Here is a 23,313-nt window from a genome sequence, read left to right as displayed (position 1 = left end):
GAGGGAATGCGGTCGCAAGAACCTGACGAATGTTGAAGCTTGAATGACGAACCCTCTTCCTATCGTCATTCTGGTTTCGACATTCGTCATTTAGCCCAGCGCATTCCCTCGCTTGCGCTGCGGGCTAGTGTTTAGTCTCTCGTCAATTCTTCCAACAAGAAAATCACCGAGCGATAATCGGCGCCGGTCGCCTGATTCAAACCAATCTCGCACGTCCGGTTGCTCGAGAGATAACGATCGAACTGGCGATCTTCCAGTTCGGCCGCTTGTTCGGCGGTCGCGTTTTTCGTCAGTTCGGGATGGAGAAGTCCTCGATCGCCGGCGAAGCCGCAGCAGGTCGCATGGATCGGCACGACCGTCTCTTTGGCGAGTTCGCCGCAGAGCGTTTTCAGCTTCTCGCCGAGTCCCAAATGCTGCGTCGCACAGGTCGGATGGATCGCGACCGAACCGACCGGCTGTTTGATCGTCAGTCGCGGCAACAGATAGTCGTGCGCCCAATCGATCGAATCGAGCAGCGACAACTGCGTATGACGCTCCCGATTCTCCGGGTTTAGGTATTCGATGATTTCGCTGGCGATCCCTAGCGTGCAGGAAGAAGCGTCGCAGACGATCGGCAAGCGGCCGGCGTCGCTCCATCGCCAAAGGCTCTCGACGATCTTGTTCGCCATGAAGGCATTCCCCTGCTCGTATCCCTTCGAGTGCCAGACCGTCGCGCAGCAGTTCCCCCAAACGTCCCTCGGAATGAAGATCGGCATCCCTGCACGTTCCGAGACAGCAACCAGCGCGTCGGCGAGACTCATCGCCGGCTTGGCGCCAGGATAATCGCCAAAGATCCGGTTCACGCAAGCCATGAAGTAAACGGCGGTCGCCTTCTCGGGATCGGTCTTCGGCAGCTTCGTATTCGCCGCGGCCGGCAAGTTGGGAAGCCACGCCGGCGCGACATCTTCGCTGACGACGGCTCGCGCCGCGCCGGTCAGCGCTTTCGCAGGCCACTCGCCCAATGTGCCGGCCGACCATTGATTGGCCCGCAGCGCCGTGCGCGTGACGCTTTCGACGGTCGACCAGTTCTGCGCCGCCTTCTTCGCCGCGTATTCCTGCGTCGCCGTATGCTCTTGCCGCCGAAATTCTTTCATCAAGTGCCCGGTGTTGATGTTCACCGGACAAGCGATCGAGCAAACCCCGTCGCCGGCGCACGTTTCTATCGCTTCGTATTCATAGTCTCGCAACAGCGCCAACGTCACCGGCGAGTCAACCGGTTGCCGCATCATCTCGCGTCGCAAAATGATTCGCTGCCGCGGCGTGGTCGAGAGGTTACGGCTCGGACAAACTGGTTCGCAGTAACCGCATTCGACGCAGCGATCAACTTCGTCTTCGACAATCGGCGTCGTGTGCAGATTCTGCAGGTGCGACATCAAGTCTTCCGACAGCAGCACCCCCGGCGAGAGAATCCCATCCGGATCGGTCAGCCGCTTCAGCTTCCACATCAGCCCGGTCAGCTTCGGTCCCCATTCGCGGACGACGAACGGCGCGACGTTGCGTCCCGTTCCATGTTCCGCTTTCAGCGAACCGTCGTACTTGTCGACCACCAGCGCCACGACGTCGGCCATGAACGCATCGTACCGATCGACTTCCGACTGCGTGTTGAGCGAGGGGGTAATCAGGAAGTGCAAGTTGCCGGCCGATGCGTGCCCGAACACAAAGCCTTCGTAGTGGTGCTGGGCCATTAGCTTTTGCAGGTCGATCGCACCGTCGGCCAGACGATCTTTCGGGAAGCAGACATCTTCCAGAATAAGCGAAGTCCCCGGCGGCCGCGATCCGCCGACCGACGGCAACAACCCGTTCCGCACGCTCCAGAAATGAGCCGCCAGTTTGCGATCGGTCGTAAACTCGGCCGGCTCGACCAAACTCAATTTTTCGAGCACGCGATTGGCGGCAGACAGTGCGGCGTCACGACGCTCGGCGGTACTTTCGCGAAACTCGACCAGCAAGCCGGTCGCCGATTCTCCCAATTCCCGCCAACGATCTGGCACGCCCGGCTTCCCTTCGACCGAACGAAGCGACGCTCGATCAGTTAGCTCAACCGCGGCAGCCCCGGCTTCGACAAACGGCGCCACCGCCGCAGCCGCCGCATACATGTCGGGAAAGATCAGAAACGCCGTCAGGCGATGCTTGTCGTCCGGCACCGTCCGGAAGACCGCTTCGGAGAGAAACGCCAGCGTCCCTTCGGAACCGATCAAGAGCCGCCGGAAGATCTCCAGAGGAGTATCGGCGTCGAGAAACGCCTCCATGTGATAGCCGGTCGTGTTCTTGATGCTGAACTTGCGGCGGATCCGTTCGACCAGCGGAGCGTCCGCTTCGATTTCTTGCTTGATTTCCAACAGCCCCGCGCACAGCTCAGGCGCCGCAGCAGCAAAATCTTCCGCAGCGGTCGGCGACGCCGTGTCGATCAAATGGCCGCTTGGCAGCAGGAACGTAAGGGACTCAATCGTCTGGTACGAATTCTGAGCCGTGCCGCAGCACATGCCGCTCGAGTTGTTCGCCACCACGCCGCCGATCGTGCAGACGCTGCCGCTCGCCGGATCAGGTCCCAAGCGATAGCCATACGGCGCCAAGGCGAGATTCGCGCGGAAGAGAACCGTGCCGGGGCGTACCCGCAAGCGTCGTCCTTCTTCTTCGATCGTCCACCCGGCCCAATGCCGCCGCGCTTCGATCAAGATGCCATCCCCTTGCGCCTGGCCGCTCAGACTGGAGCCCGACGCGCGGATCGTCACCGGCAGATTTTTTCGTTTGGCGTAAGCGAAGATCTGCCGTACCTCTTCGACATGCTTCGGCAGCACGATCACCTTCGGAAACAACCGATAGGGGCTCGCGTCGCTGGCGTACTTGATCAGGTCGATCGGTCGCGAGAGGACCTGATCGGCGCCCAACATCTCGACCAGATCGTCACGCAGCCAGGCCGGCGAACCGGCGGCGATTTCATCCGGCGCGCGATCGGCGGTCGGTTGGTGATCAACGGGACGAATCAGAAGCGGATCAGGCTGGAACAGCTTTTTCATAACCGAGGCGATATATCAAATTGCGCAGGAAGGGAGCGAGAGAGGCGATGCAAGGTGAGCCGCCGAGCAAGTCTACCAGACCGCCGAGATCAAATCACGCTAGAACCTCATTCCGCCCCCCTCCAATTGACCAAATCGCCGGCGGCAAATCGTCGCCGCCGCTACAATCTGCTATGCTGCCGCGACGCAGAAAGGTCGCCATGGACGAAGATCAAGAAGTAGTCGCCTACCACGAATCGGGACACGCGTTGATGGCGGTCCTGGTCGGCGCTCGCGTGCGCCGCATCACCATCGAACCGGAAGATGACGAGGGCCCGCGCAGGTTTGGCGACGCCCAGATCGAGTGGCGGCTGTCGCAGTTCACGCCCAAACAGCGGCAAGAGAAATTCGTCCTGGTCGCATTGGCCGGACCGGTCGCCGAGATGCTCTACAGCGGCGAGCCCTTTCATCCCGGGCACGTCGCCGAGTGGGCCGACGATTGGCAAGCCGCGTGGGAAGCGGCGAACCCGTTGTTCCGCGACCAGCAGAAGCGACTCCGCTATCTCGAGGAAGCGACGCGGCAGTTGCATCAGTTGCTCGACGCCGAAAACCACTGGGCGGCCCTCGCCGTGATCGCCGACAATCTGCTGGCCCACGAAACGCTCGACGGCGAACAGGTCGAGGAAATCGTCCAAGGGTGGATCGGTTAACGCTCGGTTTACCGCTGGTGCATACGGTCAATGGAAATGCGCGTATTGTCATTACCCTTTCCGCCGGCAAGAACTAGCATAAGGTAGAGTTTTCTCGCCAATCCACCACTTCGCTCACCGCACAGAGGCTCGCCTGATGCGACGGCTCACCGCAATTCTGCTGCTGACGATTTCGACGTTCGCTTCCCCTCTGTTGGCGCATGACGGGCCTGACCCGGTCGCCCACTGGAAGTTTCGAGCCGAGTCGATCGACGGCGACACGCTAAAGTCGCGACTGGGACCGGACGTGAAGTTGGCGACCGATCATGCGATCGCCAAGGATGATCTCGGCGAGTCGCTGCTCTTCTCTGGTCAACAAACCGGCGGCGTGCTCGCCGACGATCTGAAAAGCGTCGCCGAGTTCTTGCCGAAGCGGGACTTTACCGTCGCCGCGTGGGTCGCCGTTCATTCGCCGACCGAGTGGGGCGGGATCCTCGGCGCGATCCAAGACAACGGCAACGCCGAGCAAGGTTGGATCCTCGGCTACGACCAGCAGTCGTTCTACGTCGGTCTGGCGACCAAAGGCGCCGATGACGGCGACGGCAAGATGACCTACCTGAAAGGGCAAACGAAGTACGAGCCAGGCAAGCTCTATCACGTCGTTGCGGTCTACGACGGCAAGCTGCTCGAACTCTACGTGAACGGCAAGCTCGACGCTTCGAGCGACGAGCAGTCAGGCGAGATCCTCTATCCGAAGTCGGCGCCGGTCGTCGTCGGCGGCTATCGCGACTCCAACGAAAACCACCCAATGCATGGCCGCATCCGCGAACTTTCGCTTTACGACATGGCGGCCAAAGCGGCGTGGGTCGCGCATGATTTTGAACATGGCCAGGCGCTCGCCAAACTCCCGGCGTTCGACGTCAGCGGTCCCCTCAGCTACATCATCAAGCCCTACCTGCAATACGGCACGCAGACCGGCATGACGATGATGTGGCGAACCAATAAGAAAGGGACGACCGTCGTTCGTTACGGCGAGACCGACGCCTGCACCAAACAGGTCGAAGCGGCCGGCGCCGACGAGATGCACGAAGTGCGGATCGAAGGGCTAACGCCAGACACGCAATACTTCTATCGCACCGAAACGGTCGCCGCCGACGGGGCGAAGCTCACGAGCGACGTTCTCACCTTCCGCACCGCGATCGACGATCGCGACACGCCGTTCGCCTTTGCGGTCATGAGCGACACGCAGGGGAATCCGGCGGTCTCCGGCAAGTTGGCCGAGTATGCGTGGGGACAGCGTCCCAGCTTTCTGCTGCATGCCGGCGACCTGGTCAACACCGGCAGCGACGATCGCCAATGGACGCACGAGTTTTTCAGCAGCATGAACCCGCTGATCAGCCGCGTCCCGTTCTATCCGGTGATCGGCAACCACGAGACCTATCGCTACAAAGATGGCCGCTCGATCAACTACTATCGCTACATGTCGCTCCCCGATCCGGAGTACTACTACACCTTCCGCTACGCCAACACGCAGTTCTTCATGATCGACACCAACCAGAAGGTCGATCCCCAGAGCGAACAATACAAATGGCTCGAGCGGCAACTCGCCGAGTCGACCGCCGTTTGGAAAATCGTCTGCCACCATCACCCCGCCTATTCGTCCGACGGCGACGACTACGGCAATCTCTGGAAGACAAACAAAGGAACGCACGGCGACCTGCGGGTTCGCCAGCTTGCTCCCCTCTACGAGAAATACCACGTCGACATCGTCTGGTCCGGCCACATTCACTCGTACGAACGTACCTGGCCGATCAAAGAAAACAAAGCGGTCCAGGATGGCGCCCCGGTCTACATGATCACCGGCGGCGGCGGAGGTCACTTAGAAACGGCCGGCCCCACGCGTCCCTACTTCCAAAACAACATCTACCGCGGCCACCACTGGGCGATGGTCTATGTGAACCACGGGAAGTTGGAGTTCAAGGCGTATGACCTTGATAATCACTTGTTCGATACGTTTACGATTGAGAAGAAGGCGAAGTAGAACACTAGCCCGCAGCGCCAGCGAGGGAATGCGGTCGCCAGTTTCGTTTCGCAAGAAAAAGACACGCCCTGGATATACCAGGGCGTGTTGCGATTTTAGCTGCTGCTAATGGTCGATCGGACTACGGCCAGCGGTTTTGTCGCCAGTTCGGATAGCCTTGCTGCTGGTAGGGACGATTTTGGTTTTGCTGCCACTGCTGTTGGCGGCGTTCGTTTTCCTGAGCGGATTGGATTCCCTTACCGATGAGGTCGAGAATACCGGCCGCAAGCTGAGCGTTGGCGTTTTGCTGAGAAGTCGAATTGGTCGTTTGTTGGGGAATGGTCAAGGGTTGGGTGGTCGATTGGCTCGAGGGCTTCTGGATCTTTTTCTTTTTGACCTGGTTGTCGAACTGAATATTGCCCCCCGTATTATTCGAGGACATCCAGCTGGGGCACTTTGTCTTTCGCGTGATTCGCCCGCTTCCGTTGACGTAGGCGACGTAGTAACAGCCGTCGGAAAGCTTCTCGATCTTCGCCTTGCCCAAATATCGCGCGGTTTGGCCGGTGTTGCTGGTCGCGCTGTAGACGTTGCCGTTCGCATCAATGTACGGCGGCGAATAGACCATCAAATTCGAGTTGTTCTGATTGCCGCTGCCGATCTTTACTTTCGGCCAGGTATTGGTGTCGAAGGGAGTGTTTTTGATTTTGGGAAATTGGGCCGATGCTTCTTCGGCGAATCCGCAGATTAACGCCAGAATCACCACCGAACCGAACAGCGTAATCAGAGAGAATTTCATGGTATTGCCCTAGTTTTGTTGGTTGCTTGTTTTGCCAAAAGCGGCTTGGCTCTACCAGATAGTGGCCATTTCGCCGCAAAGGTGGACAGTAGAAAATTTCTGGGCCATTTCGCCGCGAAAAGACCGCGGCAAGTCGGGTTCGCCAGCTTGCTCCCCTCGTCGAGAAATACCACGCCGACCTCGTCTGGTCAGGGCATACAAGCCCGTACGAACGCCCCTGTCCGATCAAAGAAAACCAAGCGGTCCAGGGCGCCCCGGCCACCAGGATCCCCGGCGGCGGAGGTCACCTAGAAACGGCCGGCCCGCAGCGCAAGCCATTAGTAGCCCGAAGCGCAAGCGAGGGAAATGCGTGCTCAATGGGCGACGGGGTTTGAAACGCCAACGTCGTTCTGCCGCCAAAGAACGCTCTCTGCAATTCACCCCGTCTGGCGATGAGAAACGAACGTGGGAAACGAGTAATCGACTCGCGCCGCCGTGTCGGCTTGCGGACGCATTTCCCTCGCTTGCGCTTCGGGCTACTAAATGCGAGCTGACCACATTCCCTTGCTGGCGCTGCGGGCTAGTTGAAGAACTACTTCCCCGCCCGGCGTTCCGTGATTTCGATCGCCTTCAGCAACCCGCGGGCCTTGTTCAGCGTCTCTTGAAACTCGCTGCTCGGGACGCTGTCGGCGACCAAGCCGGCGCCCGCTTGGACGTACGCCGTGTTCCCTTGGATCACAATCGTCCGCAGTGCGATGCAGGTATCCATGTTGCCGCTGTAGTCGACGTAGCCGACAGCGCCGGCGTACGGGCCGCGGCGGCGGGTTTCAAACTCGTCGATGATCTCCATCGCCCGAACCTTCGGGGCGCCGGAGACCGTCCCGGCCGGCAAGCAAGCGGCCAAGGCGTCAAACGCGTCGCAGTCGTCGCGCAGTTGGCCCGTGACGTTTGACGTGATGTGCATCACGTGGCTGTAACGTTCGATCACCATCACGTCCGAGACTTCGACGCTTCGGTACTGCGCGACGCGGCCGACGTCGTTGCGGCCCAGGTCGACCAGCATCACATGCTCGGCACGTTCCTTCGGATCGGCGAGCAGTTCTTCGGCCAGGGCGTTGTCTTCTTCTTCGTTCTTGCCGCGGGGACGCGTCCCGGCGAGCGGACGTACGGTGACATGTCCTTCGACGACCCGCACCATGATCTCTGGCGAGCTGCCGACCAGGGTCGTTTCGGCGGTGCGGAGGAAGAACATGAAGGGGCTCGGGTTCACGATCCGCAAGGTTCGATAGATCTCGAACGGATCGCAGCTGATTTCGGTTTGCAGCCGTTGGCTGAGCACCACCTGAAAGATGTCGCCCGCTTTGATGTATTCGACGCAGCTGCGGACGGCGTTTTCAAACTCTTCCTGGGTGAAGTTGGAAGTGTACTTCAAGGTGACCGGGCCGCCGGTGTCGATATCGGTCGGCACTAGCTGGGCGTCGAACGCCGTCAACTTGGCGACGATCTGGTCAACTTCACCGCAGGCGGTTTCGTACGTTTTCTTCAGCTCGGCCTCACCTTTGGCGTCGCACTTGGCTAGCACAATGACGTCGACCGTTTTCGCGACGTTATCGAAGACGACCAACCGGTGATAAAAACCGAAGGAAAGATCAGGAAGCCCGCGATCATCTTCTGGGGCGTGGGGGAGATTTTCGACGTAGCGAATTACGTCGTAGCCGGCATAGCCAATGGCGCCGCCGGTGAACGGAGGCAACCCATCCAGGTGGGCGACGCGAACGTCCGCCAGACGGCGGCGAAGTTCTTCCAGCGGATTTTCGCACGAGAACTTCTCCACCTTTTCGCCGGTGGCGACCGTCACTTCGGTACGGGTCGCCGAGAGATGGTAGTCGGGATCAAACCCCAAAAAGCTGTAGCGGCCGATCTTTTCGCCGCCGATCACGCTCTCGAACAAACAGGCCGGCCGCCCGTCATCGAGCTTGTGAAACGCCGAAACGGGGGTGAGCGAATCGCTGATCAACCGCCGAAAAACGGGGACGCGATCGTGGTTAGCGGCCAGTTTGGAAAATTGGGCGAAGTCAGGTGCGTGCGGCATCAGTTTTTTGGGCGGCAAGCGAAGGCCGGCTAGTGGTGATAGCTAGGTGACCAAACGGGCTGCGTCCAAGCCTAGCAAGGGGGCGGCTCAGCGGCAATGCCGGCGCAGCGGTAAGCCAGTGCAAATGCACGACTTAGGCCGCGCGATTGCGACCGTCCGCTGGGGTACGATCGTCTTGACGCAGTCCCCTGCCCCGATAGAATCCAGTTGTCCGTCGGCGGCATATCTAGGCCCGGCGGCTGACTTTAGGTCGACGCATCCGCAGCCAGACGCTCTGATGTAGTGGCGAAGTTCGAGCAAAGGTTCGCTTCGCCGGTCGCTCTTCGACGTAAAAGGGGAATCCGCGTGAAGTGCCAACAATGCGAAAAACCGGCGACGTTCCATATCACGGAACTGACCGGCGCAGAGCCGCAAGAGATCCATCTCTGCGAGGGTTGTGCGCAGAAATACCTGATGCAGACCCCAGGAACCGGCATGCCGGGCAAGGCGAGCCTGGCCGGGATGCTGGCTCAGCAGCTGAAGGTGGCCGACACCGCCAAAGAGCTCGAGAAGCTGGATGAAAAGTGCTGCCCGATCTGCGGCATCAGCTTTTATGAGTTTCGCAACCAAGGGCGACTTGGTTGTCCGCACGACTACGTCTTTTTTGCGAGCGAACTGGAGCCGTTGATCGTCAATATCCATGGCGACCTGGTTCATAAGGGGAAACATCCCCTCACGCACAAGCGTAGCACCGAGAGCCAGACGAAACTGATACAATTGCGGCGAGAGATGAACGAGGCGATTCGTCTCGAACAATACGAACGCGCCTCCGAGCTTCGCGATACGATTCGCAATCTGGAAGAAAGCGAAGACCAACCCGGCGACGAGCATTCCGTCTAAGACGCGCTTTCCCGCCGAATTGATTTCATAGCAATCGCCACATCAAACGTGTGCCAAGGATGAACGTGGATCTAAACGAATTGACAGGACGAGCCGGCGAATGGATGAAGGGTGCAGGCCCTCAGTCCGACATCGTCATTAGCAGCCGAATTCGTTTGGCCCGCAACATCGCCGAGTTTCCGTTCATCCGCCGCTGCACCGCCGCCGATCGCGCCGCGATCGACAAAGCGGTTCGCGATCGTCTGGCCGAAGTTCCGCAGCTGACCGACCTGGCCTACCTCCGCGTCGACGAACTTTCGGACGTCGATCGTCACTTTCTGGCCGAACGTCAGTTGATCAGTCGCGAACTGGTCGAAGCCGAAGGCGCCCGCAGCGTCGCGATCGATCAGAACGAACGCTTGAGCCTGATGATCAACGAGGAAGACCACCTCCGCATCCAGGTGATGAAAAGCGGTTTTGACCTGGTCGCCGCTTGGGATCAAATCAACGAAGTCGACGACCTGCTCGAAACCAAGTTGACATACGCGTTTCACGAAAAGCTCGGCTATCTGACCGCCTGCCCGACCAATGTAGGAACCGGGATGCGGGTCAGCGTGATGTTGCACTTGCCGGCGCTGGTGATCACGCAGCAGATCGAAAAGGTCTTCCGCAGCTTGCAAAAGATCAACCTGGCGGTCCGCGGACTGTACGGCGAAGGCTCGCAGGCGATGGGAGACTTCTACCAGATCAGCAATCAGATCACCCTCGGCCGGAGCGAAATTGAACTCCGCAACCAGGTGCACGACGTCGTGCCGATGATCATCGACTACGAACGTCGCGCTCGCGACTTCCTGCTGAAGCAGAACCAACAAGATCTGCACGACAAGATCAGCCGCGCCTACGGCATCTTGCGAACCGCGCAGACGATCAGCAGCGAAGAGACGATGCACTTGCTCTCCAGCGTTCGCATGGGAGTCAATCTCGGCCTAATCGACGACCTGGTGATCGCCGACATCAACAAGCTGTTCGTCGACACGCAGCCGGCGCACCTGCAAAAGCTGCGCGGCGGTCCGCTCGACACGGCCGGCCGCAACTCAGAACGGGCTCTCTACCTGCGCCGCTATCTCTCGCAAAAAGAAAAAGACGGCGCCGATCAGAACTAAGGCGCCCTACGCAGAATTCGTTCCGCCATGCGGAATTTGATTGCTGGTCGCTGGGCGATTCGATATTATAAAATCTCGATCCTGCCCCTTCGACGCCGCATCGCTCCCTTGGCGTGAAGCGTCCCTTCCTTCCGCGGCCCAACTCTTTCTCGACGTCTGACGGAGATTCTCGATGCCACGCCGATTCGTCCTCGCGCACTTCCTCTTGCTCATCGGATTTCTCGTAATATCAGATTTCGGTTCAGCGCTCGCGGCCGAAGATGCGAAGCCGGTCTTTCGCGCCGGCGCGGCGACCAGCAACATTACTCCGCCGCTGGGCGAATTGATCGTCGGCGGTTGGAAGCCGACGCCAGCCGCTTACATTCATGATCAACTCCACGCTCGCTGCCTGGTGCTGGACGACGGCAAAACAAAGCTGGCGATCGTCGTCTGCGACAACCTCCACATTCCCCGCGTCGTCCTCGATCAGGCGAAGAAGTATGTCGAACAGGAAACCGGCATCCCGGCCAGTCACCAACTGATCGCGTCGACGCATACCCATTCGGCCACCACCGCGCTTGGTCCCTTCTACCTGCTCGACCATCCGGAGCCGACCGACTACCAGAAGTTTCTCGCTCGTCGGATCGCCGACGGCATTCGCTGTGCGATCAATCAACTAGAGCCGGCGCAAATCGCGTGGGGAACCGTCGACGAACCGACGGAAGTCTTCAATCGTCGCTGGTACGTCAAAAACACGACCCTCCTCTCGAATCCTTTCGGCGGAATTGACCAGGTTCGGATGAATCCGCCGAAGGGAAGCGACGCGCTCGATCACCCGGCCGGCCCGACCGATCCGCAGATCAGCTTCATCTCGGTGCAAAGCAAAGATGGACGCCCGATCTCGCTGTTGGCCAACTACTCGCTCCACTACGTCGGCGGCGTCGGTCCCGAAGAGGTCTCGGCCGATTACTTCGGCTACTTCGCCAAGTTCATCACCGAAAAGCTGAACGCCAAAGAAACGACGCCTGCCTTCGTCGGCATCCTCTCCAACGGCACCAGCGGCGACATCAACAACATCAACTTCTCCGAAAAAGGGGGCAAGTCGTACGCTCGCTACGAAAAGATGCAGGAGGTCGCCCAGAACGTCGCCGATCGCGTCGCCGACGCCCACGCCGACCTGAAGTTCCGCAGCGACATCACCTTGGACGCGATCGCCACGGACTTGACGCTTGCAGTTCGTAAACCGACGCCGGAGATCATGGAGAACTACGCCTTGGTTCGTCAGCGCGAAAAGGCAGGCGAGCCGCCGGTCTTCGTCCACGAAGTGACCTACGCCAACCGAATCGACAAGATTCTGGCGTCCCCTGATTCCGTCAACGTGCCGCTGCAAGCGCTACGGATCGGCGACCTGGCGATTTCGGCGAGCCCGTTTGAAACGTTCGTCGAGATCGGTCTCGAACTGAAAGGAAGCACTCCCTTCCCTAGCACGTTCACCATCGAATTGGCGAACGGTTCGTATGGCTATCTCCCGACACCCGAGCAACATCGCTTGGGCGGGTACGAAACCTGGCTCGGCACGAATGTCGTCGAGTACGAAGCTTCGACGAAGTTGACCAAGACGCTGCTCGACTTGCAGCAAACCTTGAAAGATCGCCAATAGCCGCTCTTTTCCTCGCTCCCACCTTCAATCAGCCGCTCGCCGGAGACCTTCCGCAATGACTCGCATCCTCACGCCGCTCCTCTTCGTGGCTTTCGCCTTCGTGCAGACATTCAACGTCTCGACCGCCCAAGCCGCCGACGACGCCAAACCGGTCTTTCGCGCCGGCGCCTATGCCGCCAACATCACGCCTCCACTCGGAGAATCGATCGTCGGCAACTGGGTCCCCATTCCGGCGACGCACATTCATGACGAGCTGCATGCTCGCTGCATCGTGCTGGACGACGGGAAAACGAAGTTGGCGATTGTCGTCTGCGACAACGTCGGCATCCCTCGCGAAGTGCTCGACGCGGCGAAAGAATTGATCGAAAAGGAGACCGGCATTCCGGCGAGTCACGTGATGATCTCGGCGACCCATACCCACTCCGCGACGACCGCCCGCGGTCCCTATTACATCATTCCGAACGAGAAGCCGACCTTCTATCAGACGTTCCTCGCCCGCCGGATCGCCGATGGCGTTCGCTGTGCGATTCATCAGTTGGAACCGGCGAAAATCGGCTGGGGCTCGGTCGAAGAACCGTCCGAAGTTTTCAATCGCCGCTGGTACGTGAAAAACGCGACCCTTCTCTCCAATCCTTTCGGCGGACTGGATCAGGTTCGGATGAATCCGCCGAAGGGGAGCGACGCGCTCGATCGCCCGGCCGGCCCCGTTGATCCGGAAGTGAGCTTCATTTCGATCCAAAGCAAAGAAGGACGCCCGATCGCCCTGTTGGCGAACTACTCGCTCCACTATGTTGGCGGCGTCCCGAGCGGCGACGTCTCGGCCGACTACTTTGGCTACTTCGCCAAGTTCATTGAGCAGAAGCTGAGTGCGTCCGACCTGACTCCGGCATTCGTCGGCGTCCTCTCCAACGGAACCAGCGGCGACGTCAACAACATCAACTTCGCCGAAAAGGGGGGCAAGGCTTACGGCCGTTACGAAAAGATGCAGGAAGTGGCCGACAAGATTGCCTCGAAAGTCGCCGACGCGAACGAGAAGATCGAATTCAAAGACGACGTCACGCTCGACGCCGCGACGACCGACCTGACGCTGAAAGTTCGCAAGCCGACTCCCGAGATCCTGGAGCACTTCGCCGAAGTCCGGGCACGCGCCAAAGATGGAGCGAAGCCGGAACATTCCCGCGAACTGATCTACGCCGATCGGGCCGACCTCCTGATGCAATGCCCCGAGACCGTCGACGTGCCGCTGCAAGCCCTCCGCATCGGCGACCTGGCGATCACCACCAGCCCGTTTGAAACGTTCACCGAAACGGGGCTCGAACTGAAGGCCCGCACTCCCTTCGCCAAATCGTTCACCATCGAACTGGCGAACGGCTCGTTTGGCTATTTGCCGACGCCGGAGCAACATCGCTTGGGGGGCTACGAAACCTGGATGGGGACCAACTCGGTCGAGAAAGAAGCGTCGATCAAGCTGGTGGACGAACTGCTGAAGCTGGAAGAATCGCTACTGCCGGCCAAATAAGCCGGAAAACTGGTGGCATGCTCTCACGGCGATAGCCGAGTGAGCATGTCTTCGAACCCGCCAAAGACATGCTCATCCGGCGAAGACGCCGCAAGAGCATGGCACCAGGCACGAAGAAATCCGGGTTGATTGTCCCCTTCCTGCGATCGAACTATGATGACAACTGCCCCTTTTTGGCGGTTGTCATCGCCGATCCTGTAGCAATCAGCCCCGGTCTCGCATTATGCTTCGCCCGTTTTTGTCGCCATCGGTCCGCGCCTGGCAAGCGATTTTCGTCGTTCTCTTTCTGGCCTCGGTCGCTGCCAACGCATCGGCCGCGATCGGCGATACGCTCACGCCCAACGGCGATTTTGAAACCGACGCCGACGGCGACAACTGGCCCGACGGTTGGGCCACGCTGAAAGCCGGCGGCACTTGGGGATCCGAAAACGACAATCACTTCCTGCGGCTGAGCAGTACCGGTCCCGGCGAGATGGTGATGCTCTACCAAGAGATCCCGATCCCTGCCGACGTGCAAGCGATCGAGATGACCTGGAAGCAGCGGGTCAGCGACTTGAAGGTCGGCAAGCAGTCATGGTTCGACGCGCGGATCTTGCTGGAGTTTCTCGACGCCGCTCGCAACAAGGTGACGCCGACGCCCGGCGCTCCGACATCGCGTAAAGATACCGACGGCTGGGTCGAGAAAAAGATCAGCTTCCTCATCCCGACCGGCGCCAAGACGCTGAAGTTTATGCCGTGCCTGTTTCAGGTCGAGTCAGGGCAATTCGATCTCGACGATCTCGTTCTACAAAGCGTCGATCCGCAACCGCTGCGTGAGAAAGCGGCGATGGACCTGGCCGCTCGACAAGCGAAGCTGGAAGCGGACGCCAAAAAGCGCCGTGACAAAGCGGCCGCCCGGTTGGCCGAAAGCGGCAACTTGATCTCCAACGGCAACTTTGAAACCGACAAAAAGCAGGCCGGCTGGCCCGACGATTGGGGCAAGCTGAAAGTCGGCGGCAGCTACGAAGTCGACGCAGAAAACCATTACCTGCGAATGACCTCGCCGAAGCCGGGCGAAATGGTGATGGAGTATCGCACCATCGACGTTCCAGCCGGAGTCGAAGCATTGGAGCTGACCTGGCGACAGCGGGTCACCGGACTGAAGAAAGGGGAAGCTCCCCACTTCGACGCCCGCATCATGCTCGATTGGCTGGGGATTGACGGCAAAAAAGTGAAGCCCTCCCCTGCCCCGTCCTATTCGCAAAAAGATACTGATGGCTGGGTCGAAAAGCGCCACACGTTCCTGGTTCCCTCCGATGCGCTCACCCTGGTGATGATGCCGTGCCTCTTCCAGGTGAAGGCCGGCACGTTCGATATCGACGATCTCGTCTTGAAGCCGACTTCCGCCGAGCCGCTATTGGCCGCCGCCAAGTTGCGGGCCGAAGAGCAAGCGTTCAAGTTCGTCCCCCGCGAAGAGCCCAAGCGCGACAAGTGGCCGTCGATGTTGCATGTGGTCGGCAATCGTCTGCATGACGAATCAGGCGCCGAAGTCTGGCTGCAAGGAGTTAACGCCGGCGGGCTCGAAACCTTGCCGCAAGACACCCAGCCGATCAAGTCGACCGTCGTCGCGATCGAAGATTGGCACGCCAACTGCATTCGCCTGCCGATGAACGAAGCGTTCTGGTACGGCAAGAGCCCGTATCAAAAGGATGGAGGCGAAGGGTATCGCGACATCATCGACCAGATCATCACGCTAGCCGCCAACCGCGGCGCCTACGTCGCCGTCGACCTGCATCGCTTCCGCGCGCCGAAGCAAGAGCACGCCGACTTCTGGAAAGACTTCGCCGCGAAGTACAAGAATCACCCGGCGGTCTTATTCGACGTCTTCAACGAACCGCACGGAATCTCGTGGGACGTTTGGAAGAACGGGGGCTTCGTCGGCACGAAAGAAGGAACCGACGAGTCGGCGTTCTTGAGCGAAGAGGAAAAGAAAAAGAACCAAGGCTTCGAGTCGGTCGGCATGCAAGGCCTGGTCGACGCGGTTCGCAGTACCGGCGCCAAAAACATCGTGATCGCCGGCGGCATGTCGTGGTGCAACGACCTGTCGAAGATCACTGAAGGATACGCCCTCGACGACAAAGGTGGAAACGGCATCATGTACTCGTGGCACACCTACCACTGGCACAACGACTGGGAAGGAAAGATGCTCGCGACGAGCGAGAAGTATCCGATCTTCCTCGGTGAAGTCGGCGCCGACGTCACCAAGTTCAGCTTCATCCCGGCAGCGGCCCAAGAAGATCCCTACACCTGGGTCCCCGACATGCTCGGCTTCATCCAGAAGCACAAACTAAACTGGACCGGCTGGTGTTTTCACCCCAAGTCGTCGCCGATCATGATCTCCGACTGGAAATATACCCCGACGCCGTTCTGGGGGAAGTTCGCAAAAGAGGCGCTGGAAGGGAAGCAGTTTGAGCTGAAGCGGACGCGGTAGGTGGAGACAAGCTTGTCGGCGAATGGAGAGAGCTTCCCAGCGTCAATCCGCCACGATCTCAACCTACCAGCAGTCAATTCCCTTCTCAATCAACTTTTGCAGGCTCGCTCGATCGACGTTCGTCTCATTGAAATCGACGTCACGCAAGTGCGGGGCCTGCAGCGCGCTGTCGACCGCGTCGTTGGTGACGCCGGTTCCCTTGGCGTTAATGTTTTCGACACGCGGCAATTTCGTTAGAGCGGCGAACCCTTTGTCATTAAGCTTTGAGCCCCATCCGTTCGCATACCGCAACTGGGGAAGCGCATCACAGCTTTCAAACGCTGCTCCCGTTACGGGCGTTTCGTAGAAATGCAATTCTCGAATCGCCCAATAGCGTCGTCCCGCTAATAGTCGCTTGAGTCCCGCATCGTCAGTCTGAGAAGAGCCGAAGTCCAACTTTTTTAGATTCGCCAGTTCGCCAACTCCAGCGTCTAGCGTCCTTTCTGGCCAATCTATTGCGGCGTCTCTGTCAATGCGGCAACTGCTGACTCCTTGGATCGGCAACCAAGGGAGATCGCGACCAACCAGACGGGAGAACCAAATCGGCCCAATGTATTCATACTCGACATGGTGCCCCAAGCGTTCTAGATTGGCGCCGATTTCCATCTCGCGCAGCGATCGCAGATGGCTCGTGCCCAGACTAGCGCCCATGACGCAGAAGAACGTCACGAACAAAAGGAGCATCTTTAGCGAAAGAGAGAATCTAGACCTCCGTGGAGAGACGTCCGTGCGCGTCCGCCGCAGTACCCAAACGGCGCCGATGATCGCGCCCCATACCAACAAATCGCCGACCAGCGCCCAGCCGCGAAACTCGGTGAACCCCTGCCAAAAGGCGAATGGATGCGAGAAATAGACCTCGGTACGACGATTCAAGAAGACGAACGGCCAGCCATGCTGCCAGATTTCAACGACAGCGTTGTCCTTATCAGAAACGCCAGCGTAGGTTCCCATCAACCCGCCCATCGTCATCCAGGCGTCGACTCTTTCCCCTGCAAAACCAATCCAGGCAGCCAACAGTACGATGGCGACATAGAGTCCCCACCGCGCAACGACCGCCAACCAGCCTCGCTTGGTGGTCGTCTGCGCTGAAATTGCGTTGGGGGCGTCGTCTTCCATTCGATCTAGCGCAGCGAAAATCGCCGCGTGTTAAGGGCGAGCCTGTTCGGCTTGGTCAATCGGACGCGGACGGGTTAACCGTTTTTCCGACCCCATACTCAATACCGCGCTCCTCGAGTACCTCGCAATCTTCTTCAGTAATTTCGGTGTCGTAAAAATCGACGTATCGCAGATTTGGCATCTTGGCGGCCAATTGAACAGCCTCAGCTGTCACCGACGTTTTTGGTACGCAAACTCCCTCCAGCGATGACCACTGGGAAATGGCGCTGAACCCCTTATCGTCAAAGCCCGAGGAGAATATCCGCAACTCCACCAGCGACGGAAGCGACCGAACATTTTCCAGTGAATGCCCGCGGAAACTCGGTCCAAAAATCCATAACTTACGAATTGGCCAGCGTTGTCGCGCCGCCAACAACCTGCCGACTTCCTCGTCGGTAAGAGCGCTGCCGCCAAAGTGAAGGTAGGAAAGCCGCGACAACTCGGCGAGCTTAGAATAGATCGCGGTGAGTTGCTCCTCACTTAGCTCATCCGACCGAATCCTGACAAGCTCGATCCCCTCCATTTTTAGCGGAGTAATTTCATCTAGCCCGAGTCGCGAAAACCATCGAGGGCCAATGTACTTCGAAAGGACGAGTTGCCCTTCCGATTTCAACTGCCGTCCAATTTCCGCTTCACGTTGCGATTGCAGGTAGCAGTTACTCACGTTCGCCATCAACAGACTTAACAACGTTGTCCCGACTAGGGCCGTTCTAAGTGAAAATGAGAATCGCCCTCGATCGCCGACACGCTTCGCGCAACATAGCCACAGCAGCAAACTCAGAAGACCCACGTAGATCAATAAATCAGCGAGAAGCCACGTCCAGCTAAAAGTTGGCGAACCTTCATCAAACGCCAAAGGAGACGACCCTGGTCCAAGGTATTCGCGCTCCAGGAACACGTACGGCCAACCATGTTCCCAGTCTTGATCGTAGTCCACCGAGACGCTTGTGACCGCGATGAGCCCACTCTGATGCACCATTTCCCCAGCGAAACAAATCCAGGTAAGTGGCAAAGCGATCAGCAGAAAGAACGTCGCTTTGGCGGTGCGCGATATCCAAGTGCGTACTGTCGTCGCCGATTGGGGCAAAGTCGATGGGGCAACCGATTCTTCCATGCGGCCTCGCTTAACGAAACTGAATCGCCGAGTCACGCGGCAAGCGAAACTCGGCATGATTCGATTACTTGCCAACTACGTAGCCGCCGCCTGATGCACATGCACGTCGCTCTGCGGATACGGAATCGAGAACCCTCGTTCGTCAAACCCAAGCTTGATCTGCTCGGTCAGGTCGCACGTGACCGCCCAGAAGTCTTCCTTCTTCACCCAGCCGCGGACGACGAAGTTGACGCTGCTGTCGGCGAGTGCGGTGACGCGGACTTCGGAGGCGGGGTCTTTCAAGACGCGTTCATCGCTGTTGAGCAGATCGATCAAGAACTGCTTCACCGCTCGCAGATCGTCGTCGTAGCCGCAGCCGATCGTCAAGTCGAAGCGGCGCGTCGCGTTGGTCGAATAGTTGATGATGTTGGCGCTGGTGATATTGCTGTTGGGGACGATGATCATCTTGTTGTCCGGCGTCTTCAGCTGCGTGTGGAAAATCTGCACCGCTTCGACGATGCCGGAGGTTCCGCCCGCTTCGATAAAGTCGCCGGCCGAAAAAGGTCGGAAGAAAATGATCATCACCCCGGCGGCGAAATTCGAGAGGGAGTTTTGCAGCGCCAGACCAACGGCCAAACCAGCGGCCGCTAACACCGCCGCCACGCTGGTCGTATCAATCCCCAAGCGATTGAGGGTCGCCACAATCACCAGCGTCAGAAAGAAACCATAAGCGATATTCGATAGAAACAGGGCGAGCGTTTGATCGACTTTCCCCCGCTCCATCAAACGCCGCAGGAAACCGCTCGCCCAGATCGAGATCCAGCGACCGACGACGAAAATCAAAATCGCAGTGACGATGCGCAAGATCCACTCGGGACCTTGATCCTGCAAAAAGACAACCGCCGAGTTTCCCCAGTTTTGCACGTCGGACAACGTCTCCGACGCTTTCTGGCTGACGTCGATCGCGCCAGCGTTGTCGGCGACCGGTTTTTCAGCGCCGTTTTGAGCCTGAGCTAATAGCAAGGGAAAGAACATGGCGGTCGCTCCTTGTAAGTGTCGAGGTCAAAAAAACGGCGCTTCTGGGCAATTATTCTTTGGGTTTGACGCGTACCTGAATCTCGTCCCCTTCGACGCGAACGTCAAAACAATCGACCTTCACCTTCGGATTATCGAGCCAGGCGCCATCGCACAGCTGAAAACCCCACGCATGCCAGGGGCACATCACCACGCCATCTTCGACGTAGCCGCCGGCCAGCGACGCTCCCATGTGCGGGCAAAAATCGTCGATCGCCTGATAACTGCCGTCGGCCAGGTGAAAAACAGCCGCCATTCGGCCGCTGACGTTGAAGGCCTGACCTTGGCCGGGGGGAATGTCGCCAACTTTCGCGACGGTCACAAAATCTGCCATCAATATGCCCAAATGAAAAAGGGTTCGCCGCGGCGCCTGCGGGGGCTAGAATGTACGTAAGCTGTCAATCGCGACCATTTTACGCCGAGGTTGCGCTTCCTGACAGTCCTTTCCCACCCTTCCGCTGGTCGCACGATGCCGCTTGCAAGTAATCCAGTCTTCACGCTCGTCGCATGCGCCGCCTGGCTCACTTTCTGCTCGCTGGTCCAAGGCGCCGAGCCCACTTCGCCGGAGTCGCTCTACTACTCTGGCAAATACGCCGAAGCGATCGCCGCCCTCGACAAAATCGAACAGCCCGACGCCGACGCATCGCTGCTGAAAGCGAAATCCCAAATCGCCATCGGCAAGTCGACCGAAGCGACGAAAACGTTAAATTCGGCGATCGAAAAGAAGCCGACCGCCAAACTCTACGCCGAACTGGCTCGCCTTCAATTTGACCACGGCCAATGGGACGAAGCGACCGCCAACTGCAAGAAGGCGCTCGTGCTCGACGAGCGACAACCGGTCGCCCGCTGGATCACCGCGCAGCTCCATCGCGAACGGGGCGAACTTGAAGAAGCCGGCGCCGCTTACGAATGGTTCGTCGACGACTTCAACGCGAACGACGTTGGGGACGATCCCGATCAGCTCTACTACGCCGGACTTGGCGCCGCCGAGTTCGCCCGCTGGACGAAGAACAGCGAACAATTCAGCTACCTGGTCAACACCCTCTTTCCGACCATTCTCGAACGTTCGCCCAACTACTGGCCAGCCCGGATCGCCGTCGCCGACCTCTTCGCCGAGAAGTTCAACATGGGCTCGGCGCGCAGCGAATGGACCAAGGCGCTCGAGATCAATCCGAGCTCGGCCGAACTCTTTACGCTGAAGTCGCAGATGGACCTGACCGGCTACAACGTCGATCTGGCCGTCGCCTCCGCCGATCAAGCGCTCGCGATCCGCGGCGACTACGTCCCGGCGCTGGAAGCGAAAGCGAAAGCCTACCTCGCTGACTTCCGTCCGCTGGAGGCGATCGAAGCGCTGAAGAAAGCTCGCGAGATCAACGACAAACGCCAGGCGACCGCCGGCTTGCTCGCCGCCGCCTATCTTGCTGCCGACGGCGCAAAGCTGGAAACCGACGAAGGAGAGTCGACCCGCTATGGCGAACTGATCGAAACGGCCTCTCTTTCCAATCCGCACTGCGGCGAGTTTTTCGCAGGGCTCGGCGAAGGATGCGAACTGTTGCGGAAGTATCCGTATGCCGCCAGCTTCTATCGGGCGGCGACGGAGCGGATGCCGCAACTGGTTCGTCCCCATGCCGAGCTTGGGATGGTGCTGATGCGAATGGGAGAAGAGCCGGAAGCCCGCGTCGTGCTGGAAGAAGCGTTCGCGGCCGACCCGTTTCATGTGCGGGTGAAGAACACGCTCGAAGTGCTCGACGTTTTGGCGACTTACGAAACGCTCGAAACCGATCACTTCGTCATTCGCTATGATCCGAAAGACAAGCTGCTGGCCGAGTACGCCGCTCGCCACCTGGAAGACAACGTCTACGCGCCGATCTGCAAGGCGCTCGGCTACGAACCGGCCGACAAGACGCTGATCGAATTCTTCAGCAAGGCGAAGAACACCAGCGGCCATGGTTGGTTCAGCGCTCGCATGGTCGGCTTGCCCTACATCGGCACGGTCGGCGCATGTGCCGGCAAGATGCTCGCGCTGGCGTCACCTTCGTCGATGCCGCAGAAGTACAACTGGGGGAACGTGCTCCGCCACGAATTCGTCCACGTCGTCAACTTGCAGCAGACCGACTTCAACATTCCACACTGGTTTACCGAGGCGATGGCGGTCACCTACGAAACCGAAGTGCAGCCCCCCGACTGGAAACGTCTGCTCGCCAAGCGGATCGCCGCCAACGACCTGTTCGATCTGAACTCGATCAACTACGGCTTCATCCGCCCGCGAGATGGAGACGACTGGACGATGGCCTACTGCCAGGCCTATCACTACGCCGTTTACCTGAAACAACGCTTCGGCGAAGACGCGCTGCTGAAGATGCTGGACGGTTACGCCAAGTCGCTGACGACCGATCAGATCCTCGAGCAAACCTTTCACACGAAGCAGGCCGACTTTGAGCGTGGGTATCGCGACTACCTGGTGACGGTCGTCCGCGACGTCGAGGTCGATACGACGGCTGACAAAAGCTTTTCGCAGCTGATCAAAGAAGCTCGCGATGAGCCGAAGAACGCCGACATCCAGGCCGACGCCGCCTACGCCTACTTGCAGCGGCAGTCGAACACCAGCGCTCGCAAGTACGCCGAGCAGGCCCTGGAAATCGATCCGGAACATCCACTCGGCTTGTACGTGATGGCTCGGCTCTATCTCTCGATCGGCGACGCTCAGAAGACGATCGAGTTGCTCGAGCGTGCGACCGGCGATCGCTACGATCGTCGCCCGGTGGCGCTGTTGGCGGGACTTCGCTTGAAGCAGAAAGATTACAAGTCGGCGATCAAGCTGTACGACCGCGGCGCCAAGGCCGAACCGGAGAGCGAAGAATGGACCGAAGCGCTGGTCCGCGTCCATCTGCTGCAAGGAAATGACGACGAACTGATAAAATTGCTCCCAATTCTAGCGGCGCAAAAACATCATGACGTCGCGATCCGTAAGAAACTTGCGACGCTCCTCGCCGCGAAAGAGGACTGGAAAGGCGCCGCTCGCTGGTCCGAAGAGGCGTTTCAGATTGACGTCGCCGACGCGCAAGCCCACGAGATCAACGGCCGCGCTCAACAAGAACTCGGCGACAAGCTTGCGGCGTCCCGTGAGTTGGCGGTCGCTTTTCGCTTATCACCCGATCGAGTAGATTGGGGAATCGCGGCGGCGGAGGCGCTGATCGCGGTCAGTGACGAAGCGGCGGCCCAGGAAATCCTGGAAGCTGTCCTCAAACATTCGCCGTCCAACGCGGCGGCCAAACAGTTGTTAGAGAAAATCAAACCGTGAACCAAGAATCTTCGCCGCCGGTCGACGTCAGCCTCGGTCAGTTCCAGAAATTGATCCGCGACATGTACTTTGAAAAGGACCAGACCCGCGGGGTCGAAGGGACTTTCATGTGGCTGATGGAGGAAGTGGGGGAACTCGCTTCCGCACTGCGAGGCGGGACGCATGAAGAGCGCGTGGGCGAGTTCGCCGACGTGCTGGCCTGGCTCACGACCATCGCCAACGTCGCGGGAGTCGATCTGGCCGACGCGGTAAACCAGAAATATGGGAGCGGTTGCCCCGGCTGCGGACAATTCCTCTGCGTCTGCGATGACGCTGAAAAGCCGTAAAATCGCTCTATTCGGCGTTAACTTCCCGCGAAGTTGCCCACCGGGCTCCCGGCGTCAACTCGCGG

16 protein-coding genes are annotated in these 23,313 nt (G+C 59.1%); 9 read left to right on the top strand and 7 right to left on the bottom strand.

The annotated features are described in order from the left end of the window. Nucleotides 1-131: 131 nt before the first annotated feature. Nucleotides 132-3,056 carry an FAD-binding and (Fe-S)-binding domain-containing protein gene (locus tag LOC68_RS22905; protein WP_230223055.1) on the bottom strand — a complete coding sequence of 975 codons (2,925 nt, stop codon included), beginning with the start codon at nt 3,054-3,056 and terminating at the stop codon, nt 132-134. Between the two features lie 200 nt (nt 3,057-3,256). On the opposite strand from LOC68_RS22905, the gene LOC68_RS22900 reads away from it, so the two are divergent. Together LOC68_RS22900 and LOC68_RS22895 are read left to right on the top strand one after the other, a co-directional pair. After that, entirely contained in the window at nt 3,257-3,745 is a 489-nt protein-coding gene (locus LOC68_RS22900; protein WP_230223053.1) for a M50 family metallopeptidase, read from the top strand. A 136-nt stretch (nt 3,746-3,881) separates the two neighbouring features. Next, the gene (locus tag LOC68_RS22895) at nt 3,882-5,765 is read left to right on the top strand and encodes a metallophosphoesterase (protein WP_230223051.1); all 1,884 of its coding nucleotides are present in this window, start codon (nt 3,882-3,884) and stop codon (nt 5,763-5,765) included. Nucleotides 5,766-5,886: 121 nt separating this feature from the next. On the opposite strand, the gene LOC68_RS22890 is transcribed toward LOC68_RS22895, so the two are convergent. Continuing rightward, nucleotides 5,887-6,540, bottom strand: coding sequence for a hypothetical protein (locus tag LOC68_RS22890; RefSeq protein WP_230223049.1), 654 nt, complete (start codon nt 6,538-6,540; stop codon nt 5,887-5,889). A gap of 571 nt (nt 6,541-7,111) precedes the next feature. After that, complete coding sequence (gene trpE / locus LOC68_RS22885; protein ID WP_230223047.1) at nt 7,112-8,611, bottom strand: anthranilate synthase component I; 1,500 nt, start codon at nt 8,609-8,611, stop codon at nt 7,112-7,114. A 345-nt stretch (nt 8,612-8,956) separates the two neighbouring features. Between trpE and LOC68_RS22880 the strand changes: the two genes are divergently transcribed. From LOC68_RS22880 to LOC68_RS22860, 5 genes are all read left to right on the top strand, one after another. Next, complete coding sequence (locus LOC68_RS22880) at nt 8,957-9,490, top strand: UvrB/UvrC motif-containing protein (RefSeq protein WP_230223046.1); 534 nt, start codon at nt 8,957-8,959, stop codon at nt 9,488-9,490. A 59-nt stretch (nt 9,491-9,549) separates the two neighbouring features. Next, a complete protein-coding gene (locus LOC68_RS22875; RefSeq protein WP_230223044.1) occupies nt 9,550-10,632 on the top strand; it encodes a protein arginine kinase in 1,083 nt (360 codons plus the stop codon). A gap of 172 nt (nt 10,633-10,804) precedes the next feature. Next, nucleotides 10,805-12,271, top strand: coding sequence for a neutral/alkaline non-lysosomal ceramidase N-terminal domain-containing protein (locus LOC68_RS22870; RefSeq protein WP_230223042.1), 1,467 nt, complete (start codon nt 10,805-10,807; stop codon nt 12,269-12,271). Between the two features lie 55 nt (nt 12,272-12,326). Next, nucleotides 12,327-13,790 carry a neutral/alkaline non-lysosomal ceramidase N-terminal domain-containing protein gene (locus LOC68_RS22865; RefSeq protein WP_230223040.1) on the top strand — a complete coding sequence of 488 codons (1,464 nt, stop codon included), beginning with the start codon at nt 12,327-12,329 and terminating at the stop codon, nt 13,788-13,790. Between the two features lie 223 nt (nt 13,791-14,013). After that, a complete protein-coding gene (locus LOC68_RS22860; RefSeq protein WP_230223038.1) occupies nt 14,014-16,260 on the top strand; it encodes a glycoside hydrolase family 5 protein in 2,247 nt (748 codons plus the stop codon). 63 nt (nt 16,261-16,323) lie between these two features. On the opposite strand, the gene LOC68_RS22855 is transcribed toward LOC68_RS22860, so the two are convergent. The 4 genes from LOC68_RS22855 to LOC68_RS22840 form a co-directional block, all read right to left on the bottom strand. Next, nucleotides 16,324-17,415: a hypothetical protein gene (locus LOC68_RS22855; RefSeq protein ID WP_230223037.1), complete on the bottom strand. Its 1,092-nt coding sequence runs from the start codon at nt 17,413-17,415 to the stop codon at nt 16,324-16,326. A gap of 55 nt (nt 17,416-17,470) precedes the next feature. Beyond that, entirely contained in the window at nt 17,471-18,568 is a 1,098-nt protein-coding gene (locus tag LOC68_RS22850; RefSeq protein ID WP_230223035.1) for a hypothetical protein, read from the bottom strand. A 75-nt stretch (nt 18,569-18,643) separates the two neighbouring features. After that, complete coding sequence (locus LOC68_RS22845) at nt 18,644-19,582, bottom strand: mechanosensitive ion channel family protein (RefSeq protein WP_230223033.1); 939 nt, start codon at nt 19,580-19,582, stop codon at nt 18,644-18,646. Between the two features lie 52 nt (nt 19,583-19,634). Beyond that, nucleotides 19,635-19,955: a Rieske (2Fe-2S) protein gene (locus tag LOC68_RS22840; RefSeq protein WP_230223031.1), complete on the bottom strand. Its 321-nt coding sequence runs from the start codon at nt 19,953-19,955 to the stop codon at nt 19,635-19,637. A gap of 135 nt (nt 19,956-20,090) precedes the next feature. Between LOC68_RS22840 and LOC68_RS22835 the strand changes: the two genes are divergently transcribed. Beyond that, nucleotides 20,091-22,922, top strand: coding sequence for a tetratricopeptide repeat protein (locus LOC68_RS22835; RefSeq protein WP_230223029.1), 2,832 nt, complete (start codon nt 20,091-20,093; stop codon nt 22,920-22,922). Further along, complete coding sequence (locus LOC68_RS22830; protein WP_199186942.1) at nt 22,919-23,248, top strand: MazG nucleotide pyrophosphohydrolase domain-containing protein; 330 nt, start codon at nt 22,919-22,921, stop codon at nt 23,246-23,248. Before LOC68_RS22835 ends, LOC68_RS22830 begins: the two co-directional genes overlap by 4 nt. The last annotated feature ends 65 nt before the right edge of the window (nt 23,249-23,313 follow it).

Source organism: Blastopirellula sediminis (assembly GCF_020966755.1).
In the GTDB taxonomy this organism is placed as follows: domain Bacteria; phylum Planctomycetota; class Planctomycetia; order Pirellulales; family Pirellulaceae; genus Blastopirellula; species Blastopirellula sediminis.
This window is presented reverse-complemented; position numbering and strand designations above follow the sequence as displayed.

Coding starts and splice junctions, on each gene's coding strand:
- LOC68_RS22905 (WP_230223055.1), bottom strand. CDS start 3,056: ATGAAAAAGCTGTTCCAGCCTGATCCGCTTCTGATTCGTCCCGTTGAT.
- LOC68_RS22900 (WP_230223053.1), top strand. CDS start 3,257: ATGGACGAAGATCAAGAAGTAGTCGCCTACCACGAATCGGGACACGCG.
- LOC68_RS22895 (WP_230223051.1), top strand. CDS start 3,882: ATGCGACGGCTCACCGCAATTCTGCTGCTGACGATTTCGACGTTCGCT.
- LOC68_RS22890 (WP_230223049.1), bottom strand. CDS start 6,540: ATGAAATTCTCTCTGATTACGCTGTTCGGTTCGGTGGTGATTCTGGCG.
- trpE (WP_230223047.1), bottom strand. CDS start 8,611: ATGCCGCACGCACCTGACTTCGCCCAATTTTCCAAACTGGCCGCTAAC.
- LOC68_RS22875 (WP_230223044.1), top strand. CDS start 9,550: ATGAACGTGGATCTAAACGAATTGACAGGACGAGCCGGCGAATGGATG.
- LOC68_RS22870 (WP_230223042.1), top strand. CDS start 10,805: ATGCCACGCCGATTCGTCCTCGCGCACTTCCTCTTGCTCATCGGATTT.
- LOC68_RS22865 (WP_230223040.1), top strand. CDS start 12,327: ATGACTCGCATCCTCACGCCGCTCCTCTTCGTGGCTTTCGCCTTCGTG.
- LOC68_RS22860 (WP_230223038.1), top strand. CDS start 14,014: ATGCTTCGCCCGTTTTTGTCGCCATCGGTCCGCGCCTGGCAAGCGATT.
- LOC68_RS22855 (WP_230223037.1), bottom strand. CDS start 17,415: ATGGAAGACGACGCCCCCAACGCAATTTCAGCGCAGACGACCACCAAG.
- LOC68_RS22850 (WP_230223035.1), bottom strand. CDS start 18,568: ATGGAAGAATCGGTTGCCCCATCGACTTTGCCCCAATCGGCGACGACA.
- LOC68_RS22845 (WP_230223033.1), bottom strand. CDS start 19,582: ATGTTCTTTCCCTTGCTATTAGCTCAGGCTCAAAACGGCGCTGAAAAA.
- LOC68_RS22840 (WP_230223031.1), bottom strand. CDS start 19,955: ATGGCAGATTTTGTGACCGTCGCGAAAGTTGGCGACATTCCCCCCGGC.
- LOC68_RS22835 (WP_230223029.1), top strand. CDS start 20,091: ATGCCGCTTGCAAGTAATCCAGTCTTCACGCTCGTCGCATGCGCCGCC.